The organism is Pseudomonas sp. JH-2, assembly GCF_036231725.1.
In the GTDB taxonomy this organism is placed as follows: domain Bacteria; phylum Pseudomonadota; class Gammaproteobacteria; order Pseudomonadales; family Pseudomonadaceae; genus Pseudomonas; species Pseudomonas delhiensis.
On sequence record NZ_JAZAQP010000011.1, the window covers coordinates 30,791 to 50,263 of the forward strand.

Consider the following 19,473-nt stretch of genomic DNA (forward strand, 5'->3'; position numbering starts at 1 on the left):
GGACAGCGATTCGTGTACCCAGGGGTGGCATCGGAGGACCGGCGAATGCGCTGCACGTGAGGAGGTCATTGGCGCCCGGAACCCCGTGGAAAATTTTTTCGCGAGGCTCTTTGACATCACAGTGACATCGTTTTGCCAATTGTTTAGGATGCCTCGGAAATGGTCAATAGATTGGCATAAACCTAATCGCGAAAACATATTAAGCCAATTAGTTGACGTCAGTTTTCCAGCTTCAGCCGACAAGGGAATGCCACCTGGCGCCGCCATCAGGGCCGCGACCCGGCCGGCACGCCAGCATCCGCCTCAGGGGAGAAGTGCAATGAGCAGCGTCGTCGCAGTGGTGAAAAGCGTCATCGGGCAAGTGCTGGCGGTATCCGCCGAGGGGCAGCGCAGGGTGCTGGTCGAGGGCGACCGGATCTTCCTGGGCGACCTGGTGCAGACCGGCGACGCCGGTGCGGTGGCCCTGAAGCTGCCCGACGGCCGCGTGCTCGACCTGGGCCGCGACAGCCAGCTCAGCGCCAACGAACTGGCACCCCAGGCGCCGTCCCCGGCTGCCGCAGCGGGCAGCACCGAGGAGCTGCAGAAGGCCATCGCCGCCGGCGCCGACCCGACCCAGACCCTCGCCCCCACCGCGGCCGGCCCGAGCGCCAGCGCCGGTGGCAGCGGCCCGGCCGGCGGCGGCCACAGCTTCGTGCTGCTGGAGGAAACCGGCGGCCACGTCGACCCGAGCATCGGCTACACCACCAGCGGCCCGGGCGCTGCCGGCCAGGGCGACGGCGAACGCCAGCAGGAGCAGGCGCCGAACCTCGCGCCCAGCTTCGTCGACGACCAGGGCAACGCCCTCGCCGGCCTGCAACTGAGCACCGCCGAAGATACCCTGCTGCAGGGCGCCTTCCAGGCCCGCGACCCGAACGGCGACAGCCTCACCTACTCCCTCGCCCGGGGCCCGGCCAACGGCAGCCTGATCGTCAACGCCGACGGCACCTGGCAGTACCTGCCCAACCCCGACTACAACGGCGCCGACAGCTTCGTGGTGACGGTCACCGACAACCGCGGCGCGTCCAGCAGCCTGACCGTCGACATCGGCGTGAGCGCGGTCAACGACGCCCCGGTGGCCAGCGGCAGCTACGGCGCAACCCTCGTCGACACCTCGGCCAACGACAGCTTCGCCGACATCAAGGGCCAGCTGCAGGCCAGCGACGTCGACGGCGACCAACTGACCTGGAGCGGCAGCGCCAAGGGCGCCTTCGGCCAGCTCACGGTCAACCCCGACGGCAGCTACGTCTACGTGGTCGACGCCGCCGCGGTGAATGCCCTGCCCGCCGGCCAGCACCCGCAGGACAGCTTCACCGTCACCGTGCGCGATCCGTCCGGGGCCAGCGACACCCGGGTGATCGACATCGACATCCAGGGCGCCAACGACACGCCCCGGGCCACCAACGCCCAGGCCCAGGCAACCGAGGACGGGCAGCTCACCGGCCAGATTGCCGCCAGCGACCCCGACACCGGCAGCAGCCTGACCTTCGCCGTCGACGGCAAGGCCCCCGCCGGCTTCACCCTGCAGCCCGACGGCAGCTGGAGCTTCGACGGCAAGGACCCGGCCTACCAGCACCTGGGCGAAGGCCAGACCCAGGTGATCAGCATCCCGGTGGTGGTAACCGACGACCAGGGCGCCAGCAGCACCAGCACCCTGACCATTACCGTCACCGGTACCAACGATGCGCCCGTGGCCCAGGCCGGCACTGCGACTACCGGCGAGAACGGCGTCCTGAATGGCCAGGTTCCGCCGGCCACTGACGTCGACGGCAGCATCGCCGGCTACCAGCTGACCAGTGGTGTAGGGAATGGCAACGGCACGCTGACCTTCAACAGCGACGGCAGCTACCGCTTCGATCCGGGCCAGGACTTCGACAGCCTGCCAGCCGGTACCAGCCGTGACGTCACCTTCACCTACCAGGCCAAGGACGACAACGGCGCGCTGAGCGATCCGCAGACCATCACCATCACCATTACCGGCAGCAACGATGCGCCGGTAGCCCAGGCCGCCACTGCGGCGGTCGATGAAGACAGCCAGATCGGCGGCCAGTTGCAGGCCAGCGATGCCGACCAGGGCGCCCAGTTGCAGTTCGGCTCGGACAGCCCCCTGCCCGCCGGCTTCACCCTGGGCCAGGATGGCAAGTGGAGCTTCGATGCCGGCAATGCCGCCTACCAGCATCTGGCTGCAGGACAGACGCAGGTCATCAACGTCCCCTACTTCGTTGTCGATGACCAGGGCGCCAGCACCAGCAGCACCCTGACCATTACCGTCACCGGTACCAACGATGCGCCTGTGGCCCAGGCCGCCACTGCGGCGGCCGACGAGGACCAGGTGAGCACCGGTCAACTGGTGGCCACCGATGCCGACGATGGCGCCGTCCTGACCTATGGCATCGATGGCAATGCGCCCGCCGGCTTCACCCTACAGCCCAACGGCAGCTGGAGCTTCGATGGCAAGGATGCGGCCTACCAACACCTGGCCGCTGGCGAAACCCAGGTGATCAGCGTTCCGGTGATCGTCACCGATGATCAGGGCGCTACCAGTAGCAGCACGCTGACCATCACGGTCACCGGTACCAACGACGCACCGGTCGCTCAGGCTGGCAGTGCGACTACCGGCGAGAACGGCGTTCTGAATGGCCAGGTTCCGGCGGCCACTGACGTCGACGGCGGCATCGTCGGCTACCAGTTGACCAGCGATGTAGGGAATGGCAACGGTTCGCTGACCTTCAACAGCGACGGCAGCTACCGCTTCGATCCGGGCCAGGACTTCGACAACCTGCCGGCTGGTGCCAGCCGTGACGTTACCTTCACCTACCAGGCCAAGGATGACAGTGGCGCGCTGAGCGATCCGCGGACCATCACCATCACGGTGACCGGCACCAATGACGCACCGGTGGCCCAGGCTGCCACTGCGGCGGTCGACGAGGACAGCCAGATCAACGGCCAGTTGCAGGCCACCGATGCCGACCAGGGCGCCCAGTTGCAGTTCGGCTCGGACAGCCCGCTGCCCGCCGGCTTCACGCTGGGGCAGGACGGCAAATGGAGCTTCGACGCCAGCAATCCTGCCTACCAGCATCTGGCTGAAGGCGAGATTCAAACCATCAGCATCCCGGTCGTCGTCACCGATGACCAGGGGGCTACCAGCGGCAGCACCCTGACTATTACCGTCACCGGCACCAACGACATCCCCGTTGCCCAGGCCGCCAGCGCTGCCGTTGATGAAGACCAGGTGAGCACCGGTCAACTGGTGGCCACCGATGCCGACGACGGCGCCGTCCTGAGCTTCAGCATCGATGGCAATGCCCCCGCCGGCTTCACCCTACAGCCCAACGGCAGCTGGAGCTTCGACGGCAAGGATGCGGCCTACCAACACCTGGCCGCTGGTGAAACCCAGGTGATCAGCGTTCCGGTGATCGTCACCGATGATCAGGGCGCTACCAGTAGCAGCACGCTGACCATCACGGTGACCGGCACCAACGACGTGCCGGTAGCTCAGGCCGCCACTGCCGCGGTCAACGAAGACAGCCAGATCAATGGCCAATTGCAGGCCACTGATGCCGACCAGGGCACCCAACTGCAATTCGGCTCGGACAGCCCCCTACCCGCCGGCTTCACCCTGGGCCAGGATGGCAAGTGGAGCTTCGACGCCAGCGATGCCGCCTATCAGCACCTGGCTGCGGGACAAACCCAGGTCATCAGCATCCCGGTGGTCGTCACCGATGACCAGGGGGCTACCAGTAGCAGCACCCTGACCATCACCGTCACCGGAACCAACGATGTCCCCGTCGCCCAAGCTGCCAGCGCAGCAGCCGACGAAGACCAGGTGAGCACCGGCCAATTGGTAGCCACTGACGCCGATGATGGCGCCGTCCTGAGCTTCAGCATCGACGGCAATGCGCCCGCCGGCCTCACCCTGAAAAGCGATGGCAGCTGGACTTTCGATGGCAAGGACCCGGCCTATCAACATCTGGCGGATGGTGAGACGCAAGTAATCAACATCCCGGTCATCGTCACCGATGAGCATGGAGCTACCAGCTCCAGCATCCTGACCATTACCGTCACCGGGACCAATGACGCACCGGTCGCCCAGGCCGGCAGCGCTACGACCGAAGAGAACACCGTTCTCAATGGCCAGGTCCCGGCGGCCAGCGATGTCGACGGCACCATTGCCGGCTACCAGTTGGCCAGTGGTGTCGGCAATGGCAACGGCACGCTGACCTTCAACCCCAATGGCGGCTATACCTTCGATCCGGGCCACGACTTCGACAGCCTGCCGGCCGGCGTCAGTCGCGATGTCAGCTTCACCTACCAGGCCAAGGATGACAGCGGCGCGCTGAGCGATCCGCAGACCATCACCATCACCGTGACCGGCACCAACGATGCGCCGGTGGCCCAGGCCACCACTGCCGCGGTCAACGAAGACAGCCAGATCAATGGCCAGTTGCAGGCCACCGATGCCGACCAAGGAGCCCAACTGCAGTTCAGTTCGGACAGCCCCTTGCCCGCTGGCTTCACGCTGGATCAGGACGGCAAGTGGAGCTTCGACGCCAGCAATGCCGTCTACCAGCACCTGGCTGCCGGTCAGACGCAGGTCATCAGCATCCCGGTGGTCGTCACCGATGACCAAGGCGCTACCAGCGGCAGCACCCTGACCATTACCGTCACCGGCACCAATGACATCCCCGTCGCTCAGGCTGCCAGCGCGGCGGCCGACGAAGACCAGGTAAGCACCGGCCAGTTGGTGGCCACAGACGCCGATGACGGCGCGGTCCTGACCTTCAGCATCGACGGCAATGCGCCCGCCGGTTTCATCCTGAAGGCCGATGGCAGCTGGACCTTCGACGGCAAGGACTCGGCCTACCAGCATCTGGCGGATGGCGAGACGCAGGTCATCAGCATTCCGGTGATCGTCACTGACGACCAGGGCGCCACCAACACCAGCACTCTGACTATTACCGTCACTGGCACCAACGACGCGCCGGTGGCTCAGGCTGGCAGCGCCGCGACCGAAGAGAACACCATCCTCAATGGCCAAGTCCCGGCCGCCAGCGATGTCGACGGCACCATTGCCAGCTACCAGCTGACTACCGATGTCGGCACCGGCAACGGCACACTGACCTTCAACTCCAATGGTGGCTATACCTTCGATCCGGGCCACGACTTCGACAGCCTGCCTGCCGGTGTCAGCCGCGACGTCACCTTCACCTACCAGGCCAAGGACGACAGCGGCGCACTGAGTGCCCCGCAGACCATCACCATTACCGTCACCGGCACCAACGATGCGCCGGTAGCTCAGGCGGCCACTGCAGTGGTCAACGAGGACAGCCAGATCAACGGCCAGTTGCAGGCCACCGATGCCGACCAAGGAGCCCAACTGCAATTCGGCTCGGACAGCCCGCTTCCCGCCGGCTTCACCCTGGATCAGGACGGCAAATGGACCTTCGACGCCAGCAATCCCGCCTACCAGCACCTGGCTGAGGGAAAAACCCAGGTCATCAGCATTCCGGTGGTCGTCACCGATGACCAGGGCGCTACCAGTGGCAGCACCCTGACCATCACCGTCACCGGCACCAACGACGCCCCTGTCGCCCAAGCCGCCAGCGCAGCGGTCGACGAAGACCAGGTGAGCACCGGCCAACTGACGGCCACCGACGCCGATGACGGCGCGGTCCTGACCTTCAGCATCGACGGCAATGCGCCCGCAGGCTTCACCCTGCAATCCGACGGCAGCTGGACCTTCGATGGCAAGGACCCGGCCTACCAGCACCTGGCCAATGACGAAACCCAGGTCATCAGCATCCCAGTAATCGTCACCGACGATCAGGGCGCCACCAGCTCCAGCACCCTGACTCTGACCATTACCGGTACCAACGACGCACCGGTCGCCCAGGCTGGCAGCGCTACGACTGAAGAGAACACCATCCTCAACGGGCAGGTCCCGGCCGCGAGCGATGTCGACGGCACCATCGCCAGCTACCAACTGACTACCGATGTCGGCACCGGCAACGGCACGCTGACCTTCAACCCCAATGGCAGCTATACCTTCGATCCGGGCCAGGATTTCGACAGCCTGCCGGCCGGTGTCAGCCGCGACGTCACCTTCACCTACCAGGCCAAGGACGACAGCGGCGCGCTAAGTGCTGCGCAGACCATCACCATTACCGTCACCGGTACCAACGACGCGCCAGTGGCCCAGGCCGGTGCCGCCACCACCGAAGAAAACACCGTCCTCAACGGCCAGGTACCGGCTGCCAGCGATGTCGATGGCATCATCGCCAGTTACCAGCTGACCAGCGACGTCGGCACCGGCAACGGCACCCTCACCTTCAACGCCGATGGCAGCTACCGCTTCGATCCGGGCCAGGACTTCGACAGCCTGCCGGCCAACGTCAGCCGCGATGTCACCTTCACCTACCAGGCCAAGGATGACAGCGGTGCGCTGAGCCCCCCGCAAACCATCACCATCACTGTCACAGGCACCAACGACGCCGCCGTCATCACCGGCGCCCAGGTCAGCGTCAACGAGACCGACACCCCGGTCAGCACCGGCGGCCAACTGAGCATCACCGACGTCGACAGCCCGGCCACTTTCGTCGAGCAAACCAACGTCGCCGGCCAGTACGGCCACTTCACCCTGACCGCCGACGGTACCTGGAGCTACACCGCCGATTCGGCCTATAACGAACTCAGCGCCAGCCAGTCCCTGACCGACACCTTCACCGTGACGAGCGCCGACGGCACTACCTCCAGCGTCACCGTGACCATCCAGGGCACCAACGACGCCGCCGTCATCACCGGCGCCCAGGTCAACGTCAACGAGACCGACACCCCGGTCAGCACCGGCGGCCAACTGACCGTCACCGACGTCGACAGCCCGGCCACCTTCGTCGAGCAGACCAACGTCGCCGGCCAGTACGGCCACTTCAGCCTGGCTGCCGACGGCACCTGGAGCTACACCGCCGATTCGGCCTACAACCAGCTGAACGTCGGCCAGTCGCTGACTGACACCTTCACCGTGACGAGCGCCGACGGCACCACCTCCAGCGTCAGCGTAACCATCGACGGCACCAACGACGCCGCCGTCATCACCGGCGCCCAGGTCAACGTCAACGAGACCGACACCCCGGTCAGCACCGGCGGCCAACTGACCGTCACCGACGTCGACAGCCCGGCCACCTTCGTCGAGCAGACCAACGTCGCCGGCCAGTACGGCCACTTCAGCCTGGCTGCCGACGGCACCTGGAGCTACACCGCCGACTCGGCCTACAACGAGCTCAAGCAGGGCGAGACACTCACCGACACCTTCAGCGTCCAGAGCGCGGACGGCACGCCGTCCAGCGTCACCGTCAACATCGTCGGCAGCAACGACGCGCCGGTGGCCCAGGCCGCCAGCGCCAGCGCCGTGGAAGGCGGCAGCCTGCAGCCGGGCGCCGTCGCCAATGCCACCGACGGCTCGGCGCTGACCCTGACCATCACCACCACGCAGCCGGGCGAGACCATCGGTTTCAACTGGACGTTCAGCACCCAGGACTACGCGCCCTTCAACGACTTCGCCTTCGTGCAGGTCAACGGCCAGGTCGTCACCCTGCTGAGCAGCGTCGCCGCGGTGGGCGACTACGGCACTTCGGGCCCGCAGGCCTTCAGCCATACCTTCGACCAGCCGGGCACCTATACCCTGGTGATCGGCGTGGCGGACAGCGGCGACAGCTCCGTCGACTCCACCCTGGTGCTGAGCAACCTGCCGCCGCAAGCCAGCGTCGTCGGCACGGTCGGCCAGGCGGTGCAAGGCGGCACCGGCTGGACCCTCACCAGCAACGGTGCGAACAACCAGGCGCTGGTGAACCAGCTCAAGCCGGTCAGCGAGATCACCGGCCAGCTGCAGGCCAGCGACGTCGACCATGGCGCCCAGCTGAGCTACTCCGTCGACGGCACCGCGCCGGCCGGCTTCACCCTGCGCAGCGACGGCAGCTGGGTGTTCGACGCCAAGGACCCGGCCTACGACAGCCTGGCCGCGAACCAGGTGAAGGTGCTGCAGATCGGCTACACGGTGACCGATGAATACGGCGCCACCGGCAGCAGCACCCTCACTCTGACCATTACCGGCACCAACGACGCACCGGTGGCCAACGCAGACCAGGCGCAGACCCCGATCAACGTGGCGTTGCCGAGCATCGACGTGCTCGGCAACGACACCGACGTCGACGGCGACACGCTCAGCGTCAGCAAGGCGGTGCTAGCCGACCCCAGCCAGGGCAGCATCAGCATCAACGCCGACGGCACCCTGAACTTCGTGCCCGGCGACAACGTCAGCGGCAACGTGGTGATCCACTATGAGATCAGCGACAGCCATGGCGGCAGCGCCAGTGGCAGCCTGACCGTGCAGGTGGGCGGCAACACCCCGCCGCAGGGCGCCGACCGCACCGACAGCATCGCCGAGGACAGCAGCCGCAGCTTCAGTGCCGCCGACTTCGGTTTCAACGACGCCGATGCCGGCCAGCACCTGCAGGCTGTGCGCATCGACAGCCTGCCGGGCGCCGGCAGCCTGACCTTCGACGGCGTCGCCGTCGTCCAGGGCCAGGTGATCGCCGCCGCCGACCTCGGCAAGCTGCTGTTCACCCCCGACGCCAACGGCAATGGCGCACCCTACGCCAGCTTCGGCTTCAGCGTGCAGGACAGCGCCGGCGCCTTCGACAGCACTCCGCACACCTTCACCCTGGACGTCACCCCGGTGGACGATCCCTCGGTACTGGCGCCGAACTACGCGAGCCTGGACGAGGACAGCGGCAGCGTGAGCGGCAACGTGCTGACCAACGACGTCGACATCGACGACATCCTGAGCGTGAGCAGCTACAGCGTCGCCGGCTTCAGCGGCAGCATCGCCGCCGGCACCAGCACCACCATCGTCGGCGTCGGCAGCCTCGTCATCAACGCCGACGGCAGCTACAGCTTCACCCCGGACGCCAACTACCACGGCGCCGTACCGCAGATCACCTACACCACCAACACCGGCTCCAGCTCGACGCTGGACATCACCGTGAACTCGGTGAACGACGTGCCGCTGGCCGATAACGGCAGCAAGACCACGCTGGAGGACACGCCGGTTTCCGGTCAGGTCGTGGCCAGCGACGTCGATGGCGACACTCTCACCTACACCCTGAAGTCGGGCGGTGAGCCGGCACACGGCACCCTGGTCCTGGATCCTGCGACAGGCAACTACACCTATACGCCGAACGCGAACTACCACGGCGACGACAGCTTCATCGTCGTGGTCGACGATGGCCACAACGGCACCACCGAATCCGTCGTCAACATCACCGTCACCTCGGTGAACGACAACCCGACGACCAGCGATGACAGCAAGACCACCGCCGAGGACACCCCAGTTTCCGGTCAGGTCGTGGCCAGCGACGTCGATGGCGATACCCTCACCTACACCCTGAAGTCGGGCGGTGAGCCGGCACACGGCACCCTGGTGCTGGATACCGCGACCGGCAGCTACACCTATACCCCGAACCTGAACTATCACGGTCCGGATAGCTTCACCGTAGTGATCGACGACGGCCATAACGGCACCACCGAATCCACCGTCACCCTCACCGTCACCTCGGTGAACGATGTCCCGGTGACCAGCGATGACAGCAAGACCACCGCCGAGGACACTCCGGTTTCCGGCCAGGTCGTGGCCACCGATGTCGATGGCGATAGCCTCACCTACACCCTGAAGTCGGGCGGTGAGCCGGCCCACGGCACCCTGGTGCTGGATCCTGCGACCGGCAGCTACACCTATACGCCGAATCTGAACTACCACGGTCCGGATAGCTTCACCGTGGTGGTCGATGACGGCCATAACGGCACCACCGAGTCCACTGTCACCCTCACCATTACCTCGGTGAACGACGTCCCGGTGACCAGCGATGACAGCCAGACCACCGCCGAGGACACCCCGGTCTCCGGCCAGGTCGTCGCCAGTGATGTCGACGGTGATGCCCTTACCTACACCCTGAAATCGGGCGGTGAGCCGGCACACGGCACCCTGGTACTCGACCCAAGCACCGGCCAGTACACCTATACGCCGAATGCGAACTACCACGGCGACGACAGCTTCACCGTGGTGATCGACGACGGCCATAACGGCACCACCGAATCCACTGTCACCCTCACCGTCACCTCAGTGAACGATGATCCGGTGACCAGCGATGACAGCAAGACCACCGCCGAGGACACCCCGGTTTCCGGGCAGGTTGTGGCCAGCGATGTCGATGGAGACATCCTGAGTTACACCGTCAAATCCGGCGGCGAGCCAGCCCACGGCACCCTGGTGCTGGATCCTGCGACCGGCAGCTACACCTACACGCCGAACGCGAACTACCACGGCGACGACAGCTTCACCGTGGTGATCGACGACGGCCACAACGGCACCACCGAGTCCACCGTCACCCTCACCATTACCTCGGTGAACGATGTCCCGGTGACCAGCGATGACAACAAAACCACCGCTGAAGACACTCCGGTCTCCGGGCAGGTCGTGGCTAGCGATGTCGACGGAGACATCCTGAGTTACACCGTCAAATCCGGCGGTGAGCCGGCACACGGCACCCTGGTCCTGGATCCTGCGACAGGCAACTACACCTATACGCCGAACGCGAACTACCACGGCGACGACAGCTTCATCGTCGTGGTCGACGATGGCCACAACGGCACCACCGAATCCACCGTCAGCATCACCGTCACCTCGGTGAACGACGCCCCGACGACCAGCGACGACAGCAAGACCACCGCCGAGGACACCCCGGTTTCCGGCCAGGTCGTGGCCAGCGACGTCGATGGCGACACTCTCACCTACACCCTGAAGTCGGGCGGTGAGCCGGCACACGGCACCCTGGTCCTGGATCCTGCGACAGGCAACTACACCTATACGCCGAACGCGAACTACCACGGCGACGACAGCTTCATCGTCGTGGTCGACGATGGCCACAACGGCACCACCGAATCCGTCGTCAACATCACCGTCACCTCGGTGAACGATGTCCCGGTGACCAGCGACGACAGCAAGACCACCGCCGAAGACACCCCGGTCTCCGGGCAGGTCGTGGCTACCGACGTCGACGGTGACGCCCTCACCTACACCCTGAAGTCGGGCGGTGAACCGGCACACGGCACCCTGGTGCTGGATCCTGCGACCGGCAGCTACACCTATACGCCGAACGCGAACTACCACGGTCCGGATAGCTTCACCGTGGTGATCGATGACGGCCATAACGGCACCACCGAATCCACCGTCACCCTCACCATTACCTCGGTGAACGACGTCCCGACGACCAGCGATGACAGCAAGACCACCGCCGAGGACACCCCGGTTTCCGGGCAGGTCGTGGCTAGCGATGTCGATGGCGATAGCCTCACCTACACCCTGAAGTCGGGCGGTGAGCCGGCCCACGGCACCCTGGTGCTGGATACCGCGACCGGCAGCTACACCTATACGCCGGACTCGAACTACCACGGTCCGGATAGCTTTACCGTGGTGATCGATGACGGCCACAACGGCACCACCGAATCTACCGTCACCCTCACCGTCACCTCAGTGAACGATGATCCGGTGACCAGCGATGACAGCAAGACCACCGCTGAAGACACTCCGGTCTCCGGCCAGGTCGTGGCCAGTGATGTCGATGGTGATGCCCTTACCTACACCCTGAAATCCGGTGGTGAGCCGGCTCACGGCACCCTGGTGCTGGATACCGCGACCGGCAGCTACACCTATACGCCGAACCTGAACTACCACGGTCCGGATAGCTTCACCGTAGTGATCGATGACGGTCACAACGGCACCACCGAGTCCACCGTCACCCTCACCGTCACCTCGGTGAACGACGCCCCGACGACCAGCGATGACAGCAAGACCACCGCTGAAGACACTCCGGTCTCCGGCCAGGTCGTGGCCAGTGATGTCGATGGTGATGCCCTTACCTACACCCTGAAATCCGGTGGTGAGCCGGCTCACGGCACCCTGGTGCTGGATACCGCGACCGGCAGCTACACCTATACGCCGAACCTGAACTACCACGGTCCGGATAGCTTCACCGTAGTGGTCGATGACGGTCACAACGGCACCACCGAATCTACCGTCACCCTCACCGTCACCTCGGTGAACGATGTCCCGGTAACCAGCGATGACAGCCAGACCACCGCCGAGGACACCCCGGTCTCCGGCCAGGTCGTGGCCAGCGATGTCGATGGCGACGCCCTCACCTATACCCTGAAATCAGGTGGAGAACCGAAGCACGGCACCCTGGTGCTCGACCCGAGCACCGGCCAGTACACCTACACGCCGAGCGCGAACTACAACGGCCCGGACAGCTTCACCGTCGTAGTCAGCGACGGCCACAACGGCACCACCGAGTCCACCGTCACCCTCACCGTCACCCCGGTGAACGACGCCCCGGTCGCCGCCAACGACAGCAAGACCACCGGCGAAAACAGCGTGCTCAGCGACCATGTACCGGCCGCCAGCGACGTCGACAGCACGGTCAACCCCAACGGCTACACCCTGGTCAGCGGGCCCGGCGCCGGCAACGGCCACCTGACCTTCAACGCCGACGGCACCTACGTGTTCAACCCGGGCAGCGACTTCGACAGCCTCGCCCCGAGCGAAAGCCGCCAGGTCAGTTTCACCTACACCGCCAAGGACACCGAAGGCGCCACCAGCGCCCCGGCCACAGTGACCATCACCGTGACCGGCGCCAACGACGCGCCCACCGGCACCGACGCCACCATCACCCTGGACGAGGACAGCAGCCGCAGCTTCAGCGCCGCCGACTTCGGCTTCCAGGATGTCGACCACAACGACGCCCTCAGCGCCGTGCGCATCGACAGCCTGCCCGGCGCCGGCAAGCTGACCCTCAACGGCGTGGCGGTCAGCGCCGGCCAGGTGATAGCCGCGGCCGACCTGGGCAAGCTGGCATATACCCCGGCGGCCAACGCCAACGGCGACAACTACGCCAGCTTCACCTTCTCGGTGAAGGACAGCAACGGCGCCTTCGACAGCACGCCGAACAAGCTCACCGTCAACGTCACCCCGGTCAACGACGACCCCGTGGCGGTCAACGACAACTACCTGGTCGGCGGCCTGCAGGGCAACTACTGGGGCTACCGCGAAGGCACCGACGGCAGCAACCTGACCAGCCTGAGCATGATCAGCGCCTTCATCGCCAAGACCGCCCCCAGCGCCACCTTCACCGCCACGGCGCTCAACTACGGCAACGGCGTGAGCAGCGACCTGGGCGGCGACCAGCAGCTGCAGAAGTTCCTCGGCAGCGACGCCACCTCGCTCAGCACCGACCCGGCCAATACCTCCGACGCCATCGTCCAGCTCACCGGGCTGGTCAACCTCGCCGCCGGTAACTACACGTTCAGGGTGACGGCGGACGACGGCTTCAGCATCCGCATCGACGGCGTGGAGGTGTTCAAGTACGACGCCAACCAGAGCCCGACGGCCCGCGTGTCGGACAGCTTCACCATCGCCCAGGGCGGCAACCACCAGATCGAGATCCTCTACTGGGACCAGGGCGGCAACGCCCAGCTGAAGGTCGAGCTGGCCCCCGCTGGCGGCAGCTACAGCGTGCTCGGCGGCAGCAGCCTGAGCCACCCGCTGGCCGAACTGGTGACCAACGAGGACACCGCCCTGACCATCGCCGCCAAGACCCTGCTGGGCAACGACAGCGACGTCGACGGCGACAGCCTGTCCATCCTCAGCGTGCAGGGCGCGGTCAACGGCACGGTGAAGCTGGAGAACGGCAACGTCGTCTTCACCCCGGCCAAGGACGTCAACGGCACCGGCAGCTTCACCTACACCGTCAGCGACGGCCACGGCGGCACTTCCACCGCCACCGTGACCGTCGGCATCAACGCGGTGAACGATGCGCCGGTGGCCAAGGCCGACAGCGCATCGACCCAGGAAGACAAGCCCGTCACCCTCAACGTGCTGGCCAACGACAGCGACGTCGACGGCGACACCCTGAGCGTCACCAGCGCCTCCGCCACCAATGGCAGCGTGACGCTGAACAGCGACGGCACCCTGACCTACACGCCCAAGGCCAACTTCAGCGGCAGCGACACCATCAGCTACACCATCAGCGATGGGCACGGTGGCACCGCCAGCTCGACTGTGGCGGTCAGCGTCACGCCGGTGGCCGACGTGCCGCTGCTCAACAGCGGCAGCATCTTCGCCCTCAACCCCGGCGCCACCAGCATCAGCACCACCCAGGCGATCAGCCAGGCCAACCTGGAGACCGAGACCGGCCTGAGCTCCGGGGCCCTGGACGGCATGAACCCGCCCAGCGGCGCCCTCACCCATACGGGCAACGTCAACGTCATCGACGGCTCGCTGACCAGCTCGGACTACTCGCTCAAGGCCGGCACCCAGGTCAGCTTCGCCTGGACCTTCACCAACGGTGAAAACTCCAGCAGCGAGATCAGCAACGGCTTCAACGACATAGTCGCGCTGGTGGTCACAGGCCCCGACGGTGTCCGCCAACTGATCCAGGTGACCTCCTCCGAGCAGCGCGGCGCCAGCGTCAACGGCAGTGGCGTACAGACCTACACCGCCACCAGCAGCGGCGACTACCACTTCGACTGGCTGGTGCTCAACGGCGGCGACGCCGACAAGGACTCCAGCCTGAGCCTGGGTGCACCGACCTTCACCCTGGGCGGCAAGACCTACGGCGCGCCGATCGACGTCGGCATCAACGCCGCCCTGAGCGACACCGACGGCTCGGAAAGCCTCTCGGTGAAGATCACCGGCGTCCCCAACGACGCCACCTTCACCAGCGGCACCCACAACGCCGACGGCAGCTGGAGCTTCACCGAGGCGCAACTGCACGACCTGCAGCTGCTGCCGGCCAGCGGCTACAACGGCACCCTGACCCTGGGCGTCACCGCCATCGCCACCGAGTCCGACGGCAGCACGGCCAGCGCCACGCAGACGCTGAGCATCACCGTCGCCTCGACCACCACCAACTCGTTCTCCGGCACCACCGGCAACGACCTGATGCACGGCTACGGCAGCACCGACACCCTCAACGGCGGCGACGGCCACGACATCCTCTACGGTGGTGCGGGCAACAGCACCCTCAATGGTGGCAGTGGCAACGACACCCTGTACGGCGGCCTGGGCAACGACACCCTCGACGGTGGTAGCGGCAACGACCTGCTGATCGGCGGCAAGGGCAACGACACCCTGACCGGCGGCACAGGTGCCGACACCTTCCTCTGGCGTGCCGGCGATACCGGTAACGACACCATCACCGACTTCAAGCCCGGCGATGGCGACCGCATCGACCTGGTGGACCTGCTGCCGGATGCCGCGCACAACGACATCCTCAGCTACCTGAAGGTGGACACCGCGACCTCGACCCTGCAGATCAGCACCACCGGCCAGGTGAACAGCTCGACCGACGTGACCATCAAGCTCACCGGCGTCGACCTCAAGACCTACGGGGCGACCTCGGCGGACATCGTCAAGTCGCTGGTGGCCGGCGCCGACCCGCTGGTGAAGACCGAGCACCACTGAGCCCGCGCGGCGGCGCCCCTCCGGCGCCGCCGCGTACCCCACCCCCTGATGGAGACGAGGCGATGCCTTACATCCAGCGTGACGCCGAAGGCCGGCTGATACGCGTCGAAAGCGCCGCCTTCGCCGGCATGAGCGGCAGCCTGGCCGACGGCGACGAGGAAGTGCGCGCCTGGCGCGAGGCCGAATCCAGCCTGCACCAGCTGCAGCAGAGCGACCTGGAGATGATCCGGGTGCTGGAGGACCTGATCTCGGTGCTGATGGCCAAGGGCGTCATCCGCATCACCGACCTGCCCGAGGCGGCGCGCTCCAAGCTGCTCAGCCGCACCCAGGCACGCGAGGCGCTGGGCGGCCTGCACCGGCTGATCGACGAGGACGAGGATGGCGGGTTGATCTGACGCGCAAAATCGCGGACGGAGTCCGCTCCTACGACGATGTGTCCTGGAACCGTAGGAGCGGACCTTGTCCGCGATTTGGCGGATAACGCCGCAGGCGTTATGCGCCCTACGGGGAACCCGGGAGCCTCGTGGTTCCGCATCGCGCCGGAGGGTCGCGGGAATGACGGAGGTGTGAGGATGACGCCGGCCTTTCCTCTCGCAGAGGACAGCCCCCTCTCCCGCTTGCGGGAGAGGGTTGGGGTGAGGGCGCTCTTGAGCCCAACGCCTATGTCATAGGATGGCCTGGGCGCCGGCCTTGCCGGCGAAATCGCGGATAAGATCCGCTCCTACAGGTTGCCGGGAAACACGTACGCGTAGGGCGAATAACCGTTCGCGGTTATCCGCCGTTGGCCGTAACACCGGAGCCCGGATAATGGCGGATAACGCCGTAGGCGTTATGCGCCCTACGGGTGCCGATACGCCGTGCCCTTGCAGGAGGCACGTACGCGGAGGGCGCATAACCGTTCGCGGTTATCCGCCGCCGGCCATAACACCGGGCTCACCCCTTCCCCCACGGCCTCGGCGCGCCGAACAGCTGCCCCTGCACGCCCTGGATGCCCATCCCCCGCAGCACGCGGAACTCCGCCTCGGTCTCGACGCGCTCGGCGATCAGCGGCAGGTCGATGCTGTGCGCCGCATGCTGCATGGCTTCGATGAACAGGCGCTTGTCGTTCTCCACGTCGATGGCGCGGATGTGGCTGCCGTCGATCTTCAGGTAGGCCAGGCCCAGGCGCGCCAGGTTGCCGATCATGCTGAAGCGGCCGCCGAAGTGCTGTAGCGCCAGGCCGTAGCCCAGCTCGCGCAGGCGCCGGGTCAGCGCCTCCAGGGCGGCCTGGTCGGGCAGTTGGTCTTCTTCCAGCTCCAGCACCAGGCGGCCGCCGTATTGCGGGTGCTGGCGCAGGCGTTCGAAGGCCCGGGCCAGGGCGCGTTCGTCGCGCAGCAGCGCGCCCGAGAGGTTCAGCGCCAGCACCTGGTCGTGGCCGGCCAGGTGCGCCAGGGTCAGGTCGAGCATCAGCAGGTCCAGCTGCGCCGACCAGCCGAAGCGCTCCAGCCAGGGCAGGAAACGCCCCGCCGCCAGGCTGCCGCCCTGCCCGTCTGGCAGGCGCGAGAGCACCTTGTGGTGCAGCACCAGCTCAGCGTCCTCGCAAGCCACCACCGGCTGGAAGTACAGCTCGAAGCGCTTATCGCGCAGCGCCCGCTCCAGCAGTTGGTGCCAGCTGTGGCGCGCATCGGCCAGCGGCGTCGGCTCGCCGTCCAGCCGCGCCCAGGCGCAGTGCTGCTGGCGCTCGGCCTGGGCCAGGGCCTGGTCGACGCCCTGCATCAGGCTCGCCGGCGCCTCGCCGGGGTGGAACGGCACCAGGCCGATGGCCGCGACCCGCGGCTGGTCGCTGGCGCCAGTGCTGGCCAGGCTGGCGAGCATGCCCTCCAGGCGCGTGGCCAGTTGCTCGGCCTCCTCTTCCAGCAGCCCCGGGGCCAGCAGGGCAAACTCGCCGCCGCGGGTACGCGCCAGGGTACGCCCGGCGCCCAGGCCCTGGCTGGCACGCTGCAGTTGCTCGGCCACCGCCTTGAGCAGGGCGTCGGTACGCTGGCCGCCCAGGCGCTGGTTGAGCCCGGCTAGGTCGAGCACCCGCAGCAACAGCAGGTAGCCGCTGCTGACCTGGTCCTCGGCGCTCAGCCGCGCCTGCAGCTGCAGGTCGAAGAAGCGCCGGTTGCCCAGCCCGGTCAGGCTGTCCTGGTAGGCCTCGTCGCGCAGCCGCTCGCTGCGCTCGGCCTGCTCCTGGAACAGCGCCTTGAGCTTCTCCACCATCTGGTTCATCGCCTGCACCACGCGGCGCAGCTCCGGGGTGCGCGGCAGTTCCGGCAGGCTGAGGAATTCGCGGCGGGCGATGGCATGGGACTGCGCCACCATGTAGTCCAGCGGGCGCAACTGGCGGCGCAGCAGCCAGGCGCCGAGCAGCGCGCTGGCCACCCCGCACAGCAGCAGCCAGCCGAGGCTGCCCAGGGCGCTCTGCCAGAGCTTGGCGATGGCGAACATCGGGTGGCTCACCACCTCCACCCGCGCCGCCTGGGTCCAGCCGCGGCTGACCACGGCGTCGCCGCCGGCCGCGGGCAGGCCGATCAGCGCAACGAACCACTGCGGCGCGCCCGAGGCCACGGCGTCCGGCACGCCCTGGCGCTCCACCATCACCTTGCCGGTGGCCAGGTCGACCACGCGGATGCGCTCGAAGTAGCCGCTGTCGAAGATCGAGCTGACCATCAGCTCGACCATCGCCGGGTCGTCGATGTGCGGGGTGAGCGACAGCCCCAGCGCCGTGGCGGCGTCCTGGGCGTGGGAGCGCAGCTGGTTGACGTACTGCTCGCGGGAGCTTTCCAGGCCCACCATGAAGCTGCCGCCGAAGGCCACCACCAGGAACAGGCAGATGGCGACCAGGAGTTGTTTGAACAGGGACATCTCGACTCCGCTACTCGCGCGAGGGGAACCCCTCGGCCTCCATTTTCCGCAACAGGTCCTGCCAGCGCGACAGCCGCTTGCTGTCGCCCACCTGCTTGTCCGCGCCGGCGTTGGCCAGCCACAGCCCCTCGCCGTTGAAGGCGTACACCGGCTGCAGGTCGTCGCGCTGCGAGGCCGGCAGGATGCTGCCGATCAGATTGTCCAGCACCAGCGGCACCGCTTGCGGCCGCGGGTAGTAGGTCAGCACCATGTGCGCCTGGTTCAGGCGCAGCGCCTTGACGTAGGTGATGCGCAATTTCTGCGCCGGCACGCCGAGGTGGCGCAGGCTCACGTACTTGGCGATGGCGAAGTCCTCGCAATCGCCGGCCCCCTTGGACAGGGCCTCCACCGGCGTGGCCCAGTAGTCCACCTGGTGCCACAGGCCGAGGTCGTCGGTGAAGCGCAACTGGCGGTTGAAGAAGTCGTTGACCGCCCGCAGTTGCTGTTGCTCGTCGGCCCCCGCCTCGTCGGCCAGCATGCGCTGCCAGGCCTCGATGCGTGCCCGGCCGGGCCCCAGGGGGCCATACAGCGCCTCGGCGCGGCGGGCGATCAGGGTGAAGTCCCAATCCGCCGCAAGCCACCCCGGGAGCCATGCGAAGGTACCGCTCACGACCATGGCGGCCAGCCACGGCAAGCGCCGCCGCAAGCCCCCCATTCGCCCGTTCGACAACATCGTCACTTCCTGCCAGCGGACCATCCGGCGCCCCATGGGGGCCGGCGCCGCATGGTGCGGGCTGGCGCGGGAAAAGGCAATGGCAATATGAAATCATCCGTTCCCCGGAGCGTTCGCGCCAATGCCTGAAGAGCCTGTTCGAGCCGCACCTGTAACAGCCCGGACAATACTTGTCGCCAAATGAAAACAGTCAGGCCGAGGCAACTTCCAAAGCCCTGTCCGCCCGACAGGAAAGCCCGTCCTAGAGGCCGCGGAGCAACATGACCAT

Annotated in this window: 4 protein-coding genes; 2 read left to right on the top strand and 2 right to left on the bottom strand. The window is 66.7% G+C overall.

All coding sequences use genetic code 11. From position 1 onward, the window contains the following. Nucleotides 1-319 precede the first annotated feature (319 nt). Together VV867_RS10290 and VV867_RS10295 are read left to right on the top strand one after the other, a co-directional pair. Nucleotides 320-15,607: a retention module-containing protein gene (locus VV867_RS10290; protein WP_328566295.1), complete on the top strand. Its 15,288-nt coding sequence runs from the start codon at nucleotides 320-322 to the stop codon at nucleotides 15,605-15,607. 62 nt (nucleotides 15,608-15,669) lie between these two features. Continuing rightward, nucleotides 15,670-16,002 carry a tryptophan synthase subunit beta gene (locus VV867_RS10295; RefSeq protein ID WP_109932240.1) on the top strand — a complete coding sequence of 111 codons (333 nt, stop codon included), beginning with the start codon at nucleotides 15,670-15,672 and terminating at the stop codon, nucleotides 16,000-16,002. Nucleotides 16,003-16,540: 538 nt separating this feature from the next. Here VV867_RS10295 and lapD read toward each other — a convergent pair. Next, nucleotides 16,541-18,493 (bottom strand): cyclic di-GMP receptor LapD, encoded by a 1,953-nt coding sequence (gene lapD, locus VV867_RS10300; protein WP_328566296.1) that lies wholly within the window; start codon nucleotides 18,491-18,493, stop codon nucleotides 16,541-16,543. A gap of 10 nt (nucleotides 18,494-18,503) precedes the next feature. Next, a complete protein-coding gene (gene lapG, locus VV867_RS10305) occupies nucleotides 18,504-19,148 on the bottom strand; it encodes a cysteine protease LapG (RefSeq protein WP_244161006.1) in 645 nt (214 codons plus the stop codon). Nucleotides 19,149-19,473 lie beyond the last annotated feature (325 nt).

What these genes read in the sequence shown, in the direction of transcription:
- VV867_RS10290 (WP_328566295.1), top strand. Translation starts at nt 320, where the DNA reads ATGAGCAGCGTCGTCGCAGTGGTGAAAAGCGTCATCGGGCAAGTGCTG.
- lapG (WP_244161006.1), bottom strand. Translation starts at nt 19,148, where the DNA reads ATGGTCGTGAGCGGTACCTTCGCATGGCTCCCGGGGTGGCTTGCGGCG.
- VV867_RS10295 (WP_109932240.1), top strand. Translation starts at nt 15,670, where the DNA reads ATGCCTTACATCCAGCGTGACGCCGAAGGCCGGCTGATACGCGTCGAA.
- lapD (WP_328566296.1), bottom strand. Translation starts at nt 18,493, where the DNA reads ATGTCCCTGTTCAAACAACTCCTGGTCGCCATCTGCCTGTTCCTGGTG.